We start from the raw sequence: 14393 nt of genomic DNA, 5'->3' as shown, positions 1-14393 counted from the left end.
AAGTTCTATCCTTATTCATCATGTAAGTACCGTTTTAATGACTAACACGAAGAGAATAAAGAATAAAGAATAAAAAAACTCTATTAGAACATAATAAAACCACCAAATTGATAATACAGTTCAGGATATTTAAATAATTTCATTAAAGCCATTGTTAGTATCTGTATCTTTGTTATAATGCGCCTATGTGCCGGGGTGGCGGAATTGGTAGACGCGCCGGATTCAAAATCCGGTGATGGTGACATCGTGTCGGTTCGACTCCGACCCTCGGTACCAATGAACTATTTTGCAACAGTTCTTAATAGTTCATAATCGCACATAGCCTCTTGATTTTTATTGTAATAATACAGGCTCTTTCGGCTCTTTCGCATTAAAGGGGGAAGCTTTAATCACCCGCAGAGCACCTTAACACGCACCCTGTAATTTGCAAAATTCCTAAATCCATAAGCCATTTATAGCAACATCACAAAGTGGAGACCTTGATTATACCTTTGGCTTCATCAAGGCTACAGAGCTATAAAAATCAAATCATTTCCTTACAAAACTCCTTTGTTTTGATTTGGGGAGGACAAGAGTGCTTTTAAAGGGCTGTCGCCAAAATCGGAACCTATAGCTTTGATAAGACTGAGGTATTCTTTACTATTAGGTAAGCGGACAGTAATGTCATTCTCTTGTTCCTTAATACCAGCCAAAACATCATTAAAATTGTTGAGAGTCATCAATTTAATCTCTTCTTTTAATTGTTTTGCCAGATTCACTTGAGGAACATCTACCGAGAAAAAGCCGAAAGTACTACGAAGAAGGTTACGCCCTTCTGCAACCTTAGTGTAAAAGCTATCAAAAGTATCAGTATTAGAGTAACTGCCTCTGCTATTTATGTAACTGTTAATTCTTAAGATCGCCTGACATTTAAAATTAATTAAATCGTTTTGCGCATCAAGAGACGAATGGCCTGTATTCTCCGGTATTTCTTTTTCTGTAGACTTTTTACTTTTTACAACAGCTTCATTTTCTTGCTCAATAATATTTTCTAAGATACTTCCTGATTCTACACTATATTCATCTACAATAAGAGTTGGTTCCATTTGAACAGCTAACACTTCATTGATGGCGTGATTTTTTTCCTCTGAAGTACCGCCTTGTATATGACTCATAGTTAAGAGTGCTGATTCTGCCTGGCCCCAATGTCTAGGACTTGCTTTACCAAGAAGGCTGTTGTATCCAATATATGAAATTCCGTGGATGACTCGTTCTCCGGGCTCACCATCATGACCATGACGAAAACGTAGATTATAGTTTGTTTTCTTAGGCGCCTCTAAAAGTTCCAGATCATTCAGGCGTGTCCACAAAAATGCCTTGATTGGGTTACCACTCGTTGGTGCCCCAATGATTGCTTTATACATAAGGCTATTTTTATCTGTAAGTCCATTTTGAAACACCGCATTTAACTCATCTAAAACCTGCGCCATATTATCGACCGACTCATAAATATCCAGGCGCTTCTCTGGAGGAAGAAAGGTCTTCATCGCTTGTTCAATCATATTAGGCGTAATGGGTGCATGTGCCATAATATCAATACCACCGTCTTCCGTTCGCACATAATCAACAAGCTTTAATGCAGGAAGATAAGCCGTTTGAAGCATCTTCTCCACTTCAGCATAAGGAATAATTTTTTTATCGATTAATTGTTTCAAGCGAATTAATGAATGGCAAGGGTTTAATTCAATTGATGGTATTTTTCCAGGCAGCAACATCCCCTTTAAGTAGTTACCTAAAAGTGCCTTATCATGATTAGAAATTAAGATGGTGCCGCGTAGATTAGGGAAACTCTCTCGTAACTCAGTTAGAACAATGAGATTTAAGATATCATTACTGCCCCGATCAGCGAGCATATCCCCAAAACAGCGCACATGAATGCCTTCAGGCACATGAGCCGCAGCAAATCCTTTTTTTACGATATCCCTGAATAGTTCACAGTGCTTGGCAGTTAATTTAGTTACTTTTGTTTCTGCATCAAGAGCATAAATATCTATTAATTGATCATAAGCCTTTTGATCTATATTGATAATTCCGGCCTCATACAAGTATCTTATTAATACGATGGCATTACCGTGAGTATCTCCAACGGAATAGGAGGTATTAGGCGTTGGTTCAGTATAAGAACCTGGAAGATCTCTTAATTTAGAAACATCATGACTAACAAGTTTTTTACTGTCTTTTGGCATTACATCTCCCCTAATCAATAAAGGCATAATTTTAATATGATTACAGAATAAATAATCAATATGATTCCTTATTAATACTTAAGATTAAAAATTGAAATATACATCAACATCAATATCGTCCTTATCTTGAAGCCCCTGATGTGAATCACAGCAGGAAAGAACATCTATTCCCGCATCAATATTCTGCAGGGTCACGCCCCAATTGTTTTGTATATCCTGGTAAGATTCGACCGATTGCTTATGAAAAAAACAATGGCCTAAATCATATTTCATTATTTTAAGCTCAGTCGGATTGGGGGAGTGTGAAACGCTTAATTTGCGCTTATTTACAACAATAAAATTTTGATCTGAAGACTCATCCTCTGAATCATCGGATGAAAGAGTACTGTCAGCATATTCTTCTAACTCATCTACCCATAAATCTCCATCAGTGCTTAATTTAATAATTGACTGGAATGGTACATCCTTTATATGTTCATAGGCACTCTTGAATAAATCAAATCGTTGTTTAATCTTCTCAATCAATTGCAATTTTAGTGAGATTAAATCGTCTGTGTTTGCAACGACCTGATCCATAACAATACTGGTTATTCCGTTGACATCCATCGAGGTGAAGCGGGATAGAAAATCCATTTTTTCTTTATGCGCCTCTTCGCTATGTAAAAGATACAAAAGCTCATCCTTAAAATTTCCGGAATTGTCACTAATACTTTCCCAAAGCCCCTTTGAATGGTGCTCACCCACCAAATAATACATTAGCTTTTTTCTGATTGAATTCACAGTCACTTCATCATCAGTAAAATAGTGATAAAAACTACATTCAGGATCAATTTTAACGGCAGTAAGCTGGTTATGCGTGCAGGTCAATCCAAAATTGCCGGGATTTAAGTCAACGTCATTTAAAAACAGACTGGCAATCAAAATTTCTGTTAGCTTAACAATTGGTAGTGTAGCGTGTTGCTCTTTTACATGAGTTGATCCACTGATTATAGACTTCCCATATATACGTAATTGATTCCCATCGTCTTCAACACAATCAGCCCATTCTTTAAAGAGATCAACATGCTTTGATAACTGCCAATAATTCCCTTTATTATCAACTCCCAAAGACATTTTTGGCTGTGGCTCTCCTAGCAGAAGGAGGTACATATTTCCCGCAGCAACAGCTAGCGAAATTTTAAAATGTTGAGTCGATTTGTCATCTGACGTTATTACGTTTTCTAAACTCAAAGATCCATTATTAGCATGCCAAATATCTTTTTCGTCGTTCACATTAGTGGCAATTATAGTGCCTGGAATCTTCTTTAGGCTGTATGTATTGTCAGCAACCCTTATGATCAAGTCGTCTAATTCAGATTTAAAATACATCTCGAGTATTTACTTATTGTTTGCCGATAATGCTTATCATCCTATATGAAAAGGATTAAGGAATTATTAACCTATTAGTCCTAATCCTATTTCCAAATATCCTTATCTTCGAGAATTTATGAGATAATCGCCAATGTTTATCACAATATCTGCACTAAATAAATACAATCATTGAGAAGTTTATATCTAATAAAACAATTCCTGATCCCAATAGCATATACCCCATTGAAGGAGTAACAAGAACCGTTTTTTTTAAACATCATAAAAAACCCACAGATTATTGTAGGAGATTACACCTACTATGATGATCCGGAAGATGTTTATAATTTTGAAAAAAATGCACTTTATTTATTTGAATTCATGGGAGATAGGCTCATTATTGGCAAATTTTGTCAAATAGCCACAGGCGTTAGATTTATTATGAATGGCTCCAATCATGCAATGGATGGAGTCTCAACTTATCCATTTAAAGTATTTGGTGATTCCTGGTCAGAAGCTTCGATGAATGTCGTAAATAAAGGCGATACAATCATTGGAAATGACGTATGGATAGGTAATTCAGCCACCATCATGCAAGGAATTAAAATTGGCGATGGCGCCATTATTGGAACGAACAGTCTCGTTACAAAAGACGTTGCTCCTTATTCGATTGTTGGTGGAAACCCTGCCCGCGTAATAAGAAAACGATTTGATGATGAGTCTATCGAGTTCCTTACCAACCTCTGCTGGTGGAATTGGGATGCAGATAAAATCACTCAACATTTAAAAGCAATTACCGAAGGCTCTATTGAGTACTTAAAAAAAGTAAAATAGCTTGCAATATGCTATGAACCAGAATCAATCCTGCGCCAAAATATTATTTTTGGCGTCAGCGATTTTCGGGATCAGATTTAGGGTTTGAACGATGGTTACTTTCCAATAGGATTAAAATTCCCTTCGTTTAATCCTATTTCTTGTTGCTGCGTTTGATTCGTTTGATCTTTAATCAACACGAGAAATGGTATAAAAGCCAAAGCCAATAGAACGGACAGCTGATATAGGCCAACCCAACCAATATTCATTTGAATACTGGCAGCAAGAGGACCTGAGAGTATTCGTGGCAATGTGGATAAAGCGACTAAAATAGAAAATTGGGTTCCAGTAAATTGTTTGTTTACTATACGCATAAACAAAGCAACCAAGGCGGTTGAGCCCATACCGGCAGCAAAATTATCAGAAACTACGGCAATGGCCAGCATCAGTGTATTTTTTCCGGTCATGGCTAAAACAACAAATAATACATTTGTAAATGCTTGCAATAATCCAAACAAAAGCAACGAACGATACAGAGAATACTTCATCAGAATAAAACCTGCCGTTAATCCTCCTAACAATATGGAGCTAATTCCCAACATTTTATTAATATAGCCAATAGTATCTAATGAAAATCCCAATCCCTGAATCAAAAATGGCATAACTATACCACTGGTTGTGGTCGTAAAGGCCTCACCTAACTTATAACAAAAGACAAACATTAATAAATAAATAATTTTCGGACGACTAAATAACTCTTTAACAGGTAAGATAAAAGAAAGAGCAAAATTGGTTTTCTCATTAATTTCGACAGAAGGTTCTTGACTAAATAAAGTAGCCCCCATCCCGACTATCATCAATAATCCCATAAATCTGTAGGTAAACGCCCATCCAAAATGCCCTGCCATCACTAAAGCAAGACCGCCGGATAACAGTAAGGCCAATCGATAACCCAAAACAGCTAGGGAAGCTCCCAAGGCGTGTTCAGGTACAGGAAGATACTCAGCCCTATGGGCATCAATTGCGACGTCCTGAGTAGCAGAAAAGCAAGCGAGTATTAAAGCGAGAAAAGCTAAAAGCCTGGGGTATTCTTCAGGGGTAAACCAGGCCATTAAATTAAAGCCAAGCAATAATAAAAATTGCATAGTCAAAATCCAGCTACGTCTTTTACCCAGCTGAAATAATGAATAGCGATCTAAAATTGGTCCCCAGAAAATGCGATAAGCATAAGGAAGACTCACCAGACTCAATGCCCCTGTAGCAAGAACGGACATACCACTGTAAGCATACCAGGCTTGTAAGGTACTGCTGATCAACGCCATGGGCAGGCCTGAAGAAAAACCTAAAATGAAAACGATAAAGAGGCGTTTGTTCATTTTTTTAGATCACACAAAGAGAAATGATGAAGAAATGAGTTCACCCTGAATCAGAATATCCAGGGTGAATAGGCAGTTAATTATGCTGCAGCTTTTTTCACGGAGATCAAATGAATTTTAAAAATTAATGTTTCATTTGGTCCAATAGGTCCGCCAACACTGCGTGAGCCATAAGCCAGAGCTGAAGGAACAACTATTTCCCATGTAGAGCCAGCAGGCATTAATTGTAATGCTTCAGTCCAACCGGGAATTACCTGTGACACCTGAAACGTTGCTGGTTTACCAGTTTTTTCAGTGCTATCAAACACAGTTCCGTCAATTAAACGACCGGTATATTCAACAGTAACAGTATCGTTCTTGCCAGGTTTTGCGCCTGTGCCAGCTTCAATAATTTTATATTGTAAACCGCTTGGTAACACTACTACACCAGGTTTGCCTTTATTCTCAACTAAAAAAGCTTCGCCTTTAGCTTTATTTTCGTCTGATTTTTTGTTGAATTCAGATGTACGTTTTGCCATCAAATCTTTTTGGAATTTATTAAGAACATCTTTCATTTGCTGTTCGGTCAAAATTAATTGAGCACCAGTCATTCCATCTTGCATTCCTTTAGCTAATGCTTCTGGATTAACATCAATACCTTGATTTTTAAAATTTTTTCCTAAATCAGCACCAATACTGTAAGACAGTTTGTCTTTATCAGTAGGTAATGAGGTAGCATCGGTTGCAGCCATTGCTGTTGACATTGCCAGCCCCATGACGGCCGCAGTGACCAATTTCATCTTCATAAACAATCCCCTTTTAGTCTTTCTTTAAGTACATATCTTCCTTAATTGAATATCGAAAGATATAGAACATTGTAAAAATGCCCATTCATTCTGCCTAAATTCATGTAAAATTACCAGTATTCACCATGATTTAATTACAAATAGACAAACAGCCAATATCCTTCTACACTTGCCACTAATTAGAACAAGAGATTTAAAGAGTATGAACATCAGTGTATTCGATTTATTTTCCATAGGTATTGGTCCCTCAAGTTCTCACACAGTAGGCCCGATGTCTGCCGCAAATGCATTTTTACAATTGCTTGAAGAACAGCACGTTTTTGACAAGACACAACGGGTTAAAGTAGAGCTTTATGGCTCCCTGGCTTTGACCGGTAAAGGTCATGGTACTGACAAGGCTATATTAAACGGCTTGGAAAACAAAGCACCAGAAACCGTAGTGCCAGAATCAATGGTGCCGCGTATGCACGAGATATTGAGCACTCACACCCTTAATCTGGCAAGCAAAAAAAACATTCCTTTTAATGAAGCAACCGATTTTTTGTTTCTACAAAAAGAATTACTGCCTAAGCATACAAACGGAATGCGCTTTATTGCGTTTGATGAACAAGAGACTGTTTTAAGCAGCCAGGTTTATTATTCAATTGGCGGCGGCTTTATTATAACAGAAGAAGATTTTAACCAATCCACTGAAGACGGAGCACCGCCTCCTTTTCCATTCTCAACTGCCGACCAGCTGTTAAAATTATGCGAAAAGAATGGAATGACCATCGCTGAACTCATGATGGCTAATGAAAAAACCTGGCGAAGCACCGAAGAAATTCATCAAGGAATTCTCGCTATTGCCAAAGTAATGGATGATTGTATAGCCAGCGGATGCAAGCACGACGGAATATTACCAGGTGGCCTTAACTTAAAGAGACGTGCGCCTGATTTGTATAAAAAACTGATGGAGCAAAAAGGAGTCAAAAGCGTTTTTGAACAATCAGACATCATGAATCAGTTAAATCTTTACGCCATGGCTGTTAATGAAGAAAACGCAGCGGGCGGACGGATTGTAACTGCTCCAACCAATGGAGCCGCAGGCATTATTCCGGCAGTTCTCAAATATTGTCAGCAAGCACATGACAAAATGAGCAATGAGGATGTATACACCTATTTTCTCACTGCTGCAGCCATAGGCATACTCTATAAGAAAGGGGCATCAATTTCAGGAGCAGAAGTAGGCTGCCAGGGAGAAGTTGGCGTCGCTTCATCAATGGCAGCAGCTGGCCTGACTGCTGTTCTTGGAGGAACTGTCGCTCAGGTTGAAAACGCTGCCGAAATAGCAATGGAGCATCATTTGGGGATGACCTGCGATCCAGTACTGGGACTAGTACAAATACCGTGCATAGAACGAAATGCCATGGGATCAGTCAAGGCCGTGAATGCAACGCGTATGGCTTTGATTGGTGATGGACAACATCACATATCTCTGGACAAAGTTATCAAAACAATGAAACAGACCGGTATGGACATGCAAAGCATCTATAAAGAAACATCAATGGGTGGATTGGCTGTTAATTTACCTGAGTGTTGATCCAGGGGTAGCGATAAAAAATGTACTGAGCTCCTTTTGATGTTCCTTAGCATTACATCCTGACTCCTGTATTACGACTTCGTCTAATACGGGTTACTTCTCTCTGTTCTAGCTGTATTCTATCTATTCTTTTTGTAAAACAGGTTTGAACTAATAAAAGAACGAATACGAGGCTCCATAATCCTGCCAATACAGTTACAAAACCAATCAAGGAATTAGTACTTATCCACCCAATAACAATCACCGAAATGGTTGCCGTAACCATATTGATAAAACTCATCATGGCAGCACCACTGGCTTTATCGGCAACAGAATTGGATGCAATGAATGAACCTCCGGCAAAAAGCAATCCACTGAACAGATATAAGGATAAGGTGCAGGAAAAAAACAAAATCACTGAAGTAAGCTGATAACAGGAAATCAACAGTAAACAACTTAGGCCTAAAACAGTCCCCGACAAACCCAATTGCACTACATTATTCCCAGAAAATCGCAACAGCAACAATTTCGCCAACAATCCTCCGGCTAACATTCCCGTCATATTAAAGAGATTCCAATACCCATATTCCGCTGGTGATAATTTGAATAAATCAATTGCAATCTGTGGGCCTACGGCTGAAAAACAATAACCAATAGCGGAGCATAGGCCAACAACTATGGAGTAAATGACTAAAGTACCAGAATTCAAGGCATCTTTATAACCTATCATAATAACCTTCCAATTCAATGGTTGGGGGGTTGTTAAGGTTTCACTAAAAACCCTGGTTCCCCAAAGCATTATAGCTCCGTGCGCTAGCAATAAATAAAAACAATAGGTCCAGGATGTGTATTCAGTAATAATCCCTCCGAGAATCACAGCGCTCCCGATACCCAAAGTGAACGATAAAATAGTATAGGCAATAGCTGTTTTTCTTTGTTCCGGTGGGAGCCACTCATTAATAAGCATAAAAGTACAGGCCAAACCACTAGCAGCCCCTAATGCACTAATTAAACGACCCCAAATAAGCAAACCAAAGGAATAATGATTAATACCAATAAGGCATATCAGAACACCTATACAATTAATTACTAAACCAATACGTAAGGCGATAACACGGCCGAATCGATTGGCTAATGGCCCATAGATTAATTGTCCGATAACATAACCAATTAAAAAAGCAGAAACCATCCATTCAACTTGCCCTTGAAGCAAGCCAAACTGATACTGAATTTCCGGCAAGGCAGGAGTGATTATTGTTGCAGAAAAAGAGGCAATTGAAATATAACTTAATAACCAGCTCACATAAAATAAAGGCATTTAAATACTCCTAAAACGGATAGTGAGACAGCAATGGATAATTAAAATCACCCAAAGCAGTACTACAGACACTAAAAATAATTGCGAGGCGATAACAATAAGCACTTTACGCAAAATTCAATGTGCCTTACATTTATTTTAATTATTAAATTAATTTTAATAAACACTAGAAATAGTCAACATTAATTAACATTATATTAACAATTGGAATTCAGAACACTGTTTTCACGGAGAATGCCGATGAGTACTAATAATTAATTAATAACTTCCAGGCCGTTGATGAGTTTTTAGTAAAAAATAAATCGCTTACGGCATGGCCTGCAACAGCAGCGAGATGCTCATTAATATAAAGAAGTGGAATTCTGTCTCTAAGCCAGGGCGGAATTCCCCATTGTTGAAACAGTTTTTTTAATTGCTTCGTTTGGCCATGCCAGGAAAAGCGTTCTCCCCCCTGCCGAAATTTTATCGTTATTCGAGCATTGTCAGGTATGTTTAATCCTTCATCAGCTTTTTTGGCAGTCATGACAAACCCAGTATCGTTTAAATTTAAAGGGCTAGGAAAATCAGTCCATTCGATAGATGATGGCAGAATAGCCTCTTTCATTTTATCAAGATACAGATAAGACTGATAACGGCGAATAGAAATATTATTCCAACTGACCACAGGCATGCAGTCTTCACCAGCAAAAATCACTTCATGGATAATACGTTGAAAAGTTGCTGTAGAAGGCAAACGAATTTGATTTTTTTTTAACCAAACACGCAATATGTTAGCAATACGATCAACACCCAACGATTTTACTGGCTCAATAAAAATCGAATGGAGCGTGCGATTTAACTCAGGACAGTCCTGAAGCGCAAGCTCGTCAAGATTAACACGGGCTTGCTGACAATGTCCCGCCGTTCTGGCAATATTGCCAGCAACCCCCGGCCAGCGAGATGCTAGCAGAGGTATAATCTGCTGTCTTAGGAAGTTACGCGAATAGTACGTGTCGTCATTGCTTTCATCCGTAATCCAGGTCAAATGATTATTTACGGCATAGTTCTCAATTTGCCTGCGCGTATGTGATAGAAAAGGCCTGACCAAGCTCCCTGCTCCCAAAGCTGCGGATTCAGGCATGGCTGCCAAACCATCTATTCCAGTGCCTCTGAACAGCTGTAAGAGGAGTGTTTCCGCCTGATCATCCAAATGATGCCCTAAAAGCAAACATCCATCAGCTTCTAATAGCGAAGTAAACACTTTATAGCGGGCATTTCGCGCGCCCTCTTCTATATTTGTTGAGCGATCGAAATCAACAGATTCAGTGAAAAACTCAATTGCTAAATTATCGCAAAAATCAGAACAATGTTTTTGCCAGGATAATGCATTGGGGCTTATGCCATGATTGACATGTACGGCGAACAATTTATTGCGTAATGAGGAATAAGAGGCAAGAAGGTGCAACAAGACTGTAGAGTCTAGTCCACCGCTAAACCCTACAATTAATCGTTCATATTCTTCCAGTTGAGCAAGCCACGGCGTGCTCAATAACAGCTTACTCACATGCCCCCATTGCCATAAACTTCTGATATCTCAATTCGATTAATCGATCAGCAGGTATTTTTTTCAATGCCTGCAATTCACTAATCAATATTTGTTTTAATCTTTTGGCCATGTCATCCAGATCACGATGAGCCCCACCTAGTGGTTCAGGAATAACCATATCTACCAGCTTGTTTTCAAATATTTTATCAGCAGTAATTCCCATAGCACGAGCAGCCTCACTGGCTTTTGCAGCATCTTTCCATAATATTGAGGCACAACCTTCTGGTGAAATCACGGAATAAATGCCAAATTGCAGCATTAATACTCTATCACCGACTCCAATAGCCAAAGCACCACCAGAACCCGCCTCACCAGTAACCGTACAGATGATAGGCGTTTTTAAGCGCGACATGGCAAAAAGATTACGCGCAATTGCCTCAGATTGGTTTCGTTCTTCTGCCCCAATACCTGGATAAGCTCCAGCAGTATCAATAAAAGTAAATACCGGCATTTTAAATTTTTCAGCCATTTGCATCAGTCGCAAGGCTTTTCTATATTCTTCAGGTCGTGCCATACCGAAATTTCTATATACTTTTTCCTTGGTACGCTTACCTTTTTGGTGCCCTAATACGACAACAGGCTCATCATTCAATCGTGCCAAGCCTCCAATAATAGCGGGCGCTGAAGAATAGCTTCTATCCCCATGCAACTCCTGAAAATCAGTGAAGATATGTTCAATGTAATCTGTAGTCTGTGGTCTTAGCGGGTGCCTCGCCATTTGAGCCACTTGCCAAGGCTCCAGACTCGAAAAAACATTAGCCGTTAGCTCAGAGCATTTAGCTTCAAGACGGGCAATTTCCTCACTTAAATTAACTTCATTATCACTTCCAACCATGCGGAGTGCTTCAATTTTTTGATTCAACTCTTCAATGGGTTGCTCAAAATCCAAAAATTGTCGGCTCATCGATTACTCTTTGTTGAATTAAATATCATGGTATATGATACTCTTAACCGTTAATAGACGCTAGATTCAAAGCACTCGATATGATAATAACTGGATTTACCCCATTAAATACACAAAACTGCATTCTAAATGAGTCACGTATTGATCTTTGGCAGTTCTCCCTTGAGCATGAATTGCATGTAGCAGAGCAGTTACTTAATGCTGATGAGCGTGCTCGGGCAGACAGATTTTACTTTAGCAGGCACAAAAGACGCTTTAGCACAGCCAGAGCTACTTTGAGAATTATCCTGGCGCGTTATTTGAATACAGCTCCGGAACGTCTTGAATTTATTTATAATTCGTATGGAAAGCCCACCGTTATTAACTCGCAAAAATTGCAATTTAATATAAGCCATACTGGTGATCTGGCCATGCTCGCAGTGGGTAAAGGCTATCCGATGGGCGTGGACATTGAAAAATATTCCGCAAGACCTTATGAAGGAATAGCGAAAAGCTTATTTTCCGAACAAGAGTTTATGGAACTTAAAAAAGCGCCAGCATCAATGAAAGCGGCTCTTTTTTTTCACGTATGGGCTCAGAAAGAGGCGTTTATTAAAGCCAGCGGTTTAGGGCTTTCTTATCCCACAAAAGAATTTCATGTGCCCACCATCATCCCAACCAAGCAGTTAGTAGATGATCCTTTGCACAATATGACCTGGCAATTGCGCACATTCATGCCAAAAGTAGCATGTAGTGGCGCACTATGTCATCACCCGACGGTACGAGAAATTCGCCATGGATTGATTCAATTGCATCAAAATGCCAGTTTAAAGTTTTAAGATATGATGCAATTTAATCCATCACAAAAGATTCTGCTCCAGATCCTTGGGGATGGCCTTTGCCATAGTGGGAATGAATTAGGTCAAGCTCTGGGTATTACTCGATCGGCTATCTGGAAACAAATGAATCAGCTTATAGAGCTAGGGATCCCAATTATTCGCATAGCACACCAAGGATACAAATTATCGACTCCCCTTCATCTGTTAAATGAATCAGAACTCATCAATCAAATGAAATTGCATGATTTTAAAATGCCATTCAAACTGCATCTATTTACTTCAATAGATTCAACCAATCGATATTTAAAAGATATTCCTTTAAGCCCATTCCTGGATATTTGTTGTGCTGAAATTCAAACTCATGGTCGAGGCCGGTTTGGCAGACAATGGTATTCACCGTTTGGAGAAAATATTTACTGTTCCAGCCGATGGAATTTAAATTGCGATCTAAGCCGCCTGTCTGGATTAAGCCTGATAACCAGTTTGGCAGTATTAAATACGTTAACCCAATTCATTCCAACTGATGATGTCAAGATCAAATGGCCCAATGACATTCTTTGGGGCAATAAAAAACTGTGTGGAATCCTGATTGAAATAATTGCTGAATCCAACGGAAACGCCCAAGTAATTATCGGAATTGGACTTAATGTAAACACAGACACCCAGAACCACTCTACCCCGGAAAAACCATGGGGCTCGTTATTTGAACTATCCAATCAACGATTTAATCGTAATCTTCTGCTCGCGGCCCTATTAAGCAATTTAGAACGCTATATTAATCATTTTATAAGTACCGATCTCGGCAAGTTTCTCGATGATTGGAATAAATACGACTATCTGGCAGGTAAACACATTGAGGTCACTCAATCTCTTACCAAGCTCTCAGGTACGGCGAGAGGAATCAATGCTTCAGGGCAATTGATCCTACAGGATGAACAAGGGGTATTCCATGCACTATCATCAGGAGATACTTCACTGCATTCAAATTATTCCGATACGTTAGAATAATAAACGTTCGCGAGAAAAAATCGTACAACATTTCTCAAAAATACTATGGCTGTTCCATAAAAAATAGCGTCTTTCCAAGCGAAGCGAGGAATCTCCTGCAAACCGATCTGATTTTTGCTAGAACATAGATTAAAAAGAGCTTTTAAGCTCCTCGTTATGATTAGATATATTATTTTGAACGAGCTACAAAAATACCTCGAAGAAATTGAAAGGTATGAGCTTGAGGCCGCTACAGAAAAAATGGATTGAGATGACTCTACTCTTGATATGATTCTAGCTGCGGCTTTCTAATGATATTTGCTATTCTGCAGGAGATTCCTCGCTTCGCTCGGAAAGACGTCTCTTTTTTAAGAGGGTAGCAGTAAAGATAGCAAGAGCGTTTGACCGCCTAGAATTCTGCGTGCAGTTTCAACGCCCAATGGATTCCCATCGAAAAATAGATCTCTAGCACGAAATATAATTAGCCTTAATTTTAAATTATTCAAAAATCGTGCCAGTCAAGACTGTTTTTTTAATTTTTTTGTTGTTAATATGACGTTCCAGATAGGTACATCGATAATTTCCTCTTGTGGATATTTTTTTTCACAACACATGTTTTATCCCCAAACCAAATAGTTTATTCGCATCTAACCTCTTGCCGAATATAGCTTATCGTA

At 38.9% G+C, this 14393-nt stretch carries 11 protein-coding genes and 1 tRNA gene; 5 read left to right on the top strand and 7 right to left on the bottom strand.

Going from position 1 to position 14393, the window contains the following annotated elements; all coding sequences use genetic code 11:
• Positions 1-189 precede the first annotated feature (189 nt).
• Positions 190-276 (top strand) — tRNA-Leu (locus Q0495_RS04540).
• Between the two features lie 260 nt (positions 277-536).
• Here the strand turns inward: Q0495_RS04540 and Q0495_RS04535 are convergent.
• Together Q0495_RS04535 and Q0495_RS04530 are read right to left on the bottom strand one after the other, a co-directional pair.
• Positions 537-2225, bottom strand: coding sequence for a hypothetical protein (locus Q0495_RS04535; RefSeq protein WP_298623587.1), 1689 nt, complete (start codon positions 2223-2225; stop codon positions 537-539).
• Positions 2226-2309: 84 nt separating this feature from the next.
• Complete coding sequence (locus Q0495_RS04530) at positions 2310-3593, bottom strand: hypothetical protein (protein ID WP_298623585.1); 1284 nt, start codon at positions 3591-3593, stop codon at positions 2310-2312.
• Positions 3594-4013: 420 nt separating this feature from the next.
• Between Q0495_RS04530 and Q0495_RS04525 the strand changes: the two genes are divergently transcribed.
• Positions 4014-4406 (top strand): CatB-related O-acetyltransferase, encoded by a 393-nt coding sequence (locus Q0495_RS04525; protein WP_298623583.1) that lies wholly within the window; start codon positions 4014-4016, stop codon positions 4404-4406.
• A 95-nt stretch (positions 4407-4501) separates the two neighbouring features.
• Here Q0495_RS04525 and Q0495_RS04520 read toward each other — a convergent pair whose 3' ends face one another.
• Positions 4502-5761, bottom strand: coding sequence for an MFS transporter (locus Q0495_RS04520; RefSeq protein WP_298623581.1), 1260 nt, complete (start codon positions 5759-5761; stop codon positions 4502-4504).
• An 80-nt stretch (positions 5762-5841) separates the two neighbouring features.
• Positions 5842-6546, bottom strand: a complete 705-nt coding sequence (locus Q0495_RS04515) for an FKBP-type peptidyl-prolyl cis-trans isomerase (protein WP_298623579.1) — start codon at positions 6544-6546, stop codon at positions 5842-5844.
• A 202-nt stretch (positions 6547-6748) separates the two neighbouring features.
• Here Q0495_RS04515 and Q0495_RS04510 point away from each other — a divergent pair, with 202 nt between their 5' ends.
• A complete protein-coding gene (locus Q0495_RS04510) occupies positions 6749-8125 on the top strand; it encodes an L-serine ammonia-lyase (RefSeq protein ID WP_298623577.1) in 1377 nt (458 codons plus the stop codon).
• A 52-nt stretch (positions 8126-8177) separates the two neighbouring features.
• Here the strand turns inward: Q0495_RS04510 and Q0495_RS04505 are convergent, their stop codons facing one another.
• The 3 genes from Q0495_RS04505 to Q0495_RS04495 form a co-directional block, all read right to left on the bottom strand.
• Positions 8178-9422, bottom strand: a complete 1245-nt coding sequence (locus tag Q0495_RS04505) for an MFS transporter (protein WP_298623575.1) — start codon at positions 9420-9422, stop codon at positions 8178-8180.
• Between the two features lie 247 nt (positions 9423-9669).
• Entirely contained in the window at positions 9670-10965 is a 1296-nt protein-coding gene (tilS, locus tag Q0495_RS04500) for a tRNA lysidine(34) synthetase TilS (RefSeq protein WP_298623573.1), read from the bottom strand.
• Positions 10958-11911: an acetyl-CoA carboxylase carboxyltransferase subunit alpha gene (locus Q0495_RS04495; protein ID WP_298623571.1), complete on the bottom strand. Its 954-nt coding sequence runs from the start codon at positions 11909-11911 to the stop codon at positions 10958-10960. The genes tilS and Q0495_RS04495 overlap by 8 nt, the downstream gene beginning before the upstream one ends.
• Before the next feature lie 80 nt (positions 11912-11991).
• On the opposite strand from Q0495_RS04495, the gene Q0495_RS04490 reads away from it, so the two are divergent.
• Positions 11992-12729, top strand: coding sequence for a 4'-phosphopantetheinyl transferase superfamily protein (locus Q0495_RS04490; protein ID WP_298623569.1), 738 nt, complete (start codon positions 11992-11994; stop codon positions 12727-12729).
• Positions 12730-12732: 3 nt separating this feature from the next.
• Positions 12733-13737 (top strand): biotin--[acetyl-CoA-carboxylase] ligase, encoded by a 1005-nt coding sequence (locus Q0495_RS04485; protein WP_298623567.1) that lies wholly within the window; start codon positions 12733-12735, stop codon positions 13735-13737.
• Positions 13738-14393: the final 656 nt, after the last annotated feature.

This window comes from uncultured Legionella sp. (assembly GCF_937871865.1).
Lineage (GTDB): Bacteria > Pseudomonadota > Gammaproteobacteria > Legionellales > Legionellaceae > Legionella.
Note: the sequence above shows the minus strand (reverse complement) of the source record. Positions and strands in the feature narration are given on the sequence as shown.

Bases quoted from the DNA above. Each gene is read 5' to 3' on its own strand.
- Q0495_RS04535 (WP_298623587.1), bottom strand. From the start codon at position 2,225: ATGCCAAAAGACAGTAAAAAACTTGTTAGTCATGATGTTTCTAAATTA.
- Q0495_RS04530 (WP_298623585.1), bottom strand. From the start codon at position 3,593: ATGTATTTTAAATCTGAATTAGACGACTTGATCATAAGGGTTGCTGAC.
- Q0495_RS04525 (WP_298623583.1), top strand. From the start codon at position 4,014: ATGAATGGCTCCAATCATGCAATGGATGGAGTCTCAACTTATCCATTT.
- Q0495_RS04520 (WP_298623581.1), bottom strand. From the start codon at position 5,761: ATGAACAAACGCCTCTTTATCGTTTTCATTTTAGGTTTTTCTTCAGGC.
- Q0495_RS04515 (WP_298623579.1), bottom strand. From the start codon at position 6,546: ATGAAGATGAAATTGGTCACTGCGGCCGTCATGGGGCTGGCAATGTCA.
- Q0495_RS04510 (WP_298623577.1), top strand. From the start codon at position 6,749: ATGAACATCAGTGTATTCGATTTATTTTCCATAGGTATTGGTCCCTCA.
- Q0495_RS04505 (WP_298623575.1), bottom strand. From the start codon at position 9,422: ATGCCTTTATTTTATGTGAGCTGGTTATTAAGTTATATTTCAATTGCC.
- Q0495_RS04495 (WP_298623571.1), bottom strand. From the start codon at position 11,911: ATGAGCCGACAATTTTTGGATTTTGAGCAACCCATTGAAGAGTTGAAT.
- Q0495_RS04490 (WP_298623569.1), top strand. From the start codon at position 11,992: ATGATAATAACTGGATTTACCCCATTAAATACACAAAACTGCATTCTA.
- Q0495_RS04485 (WP_298623567.1), top strand. From the start codon at position 12,733: ATGATGCAATTTAATCCATCACAAAAGATTCTGCTCCAGATCCTTGGG.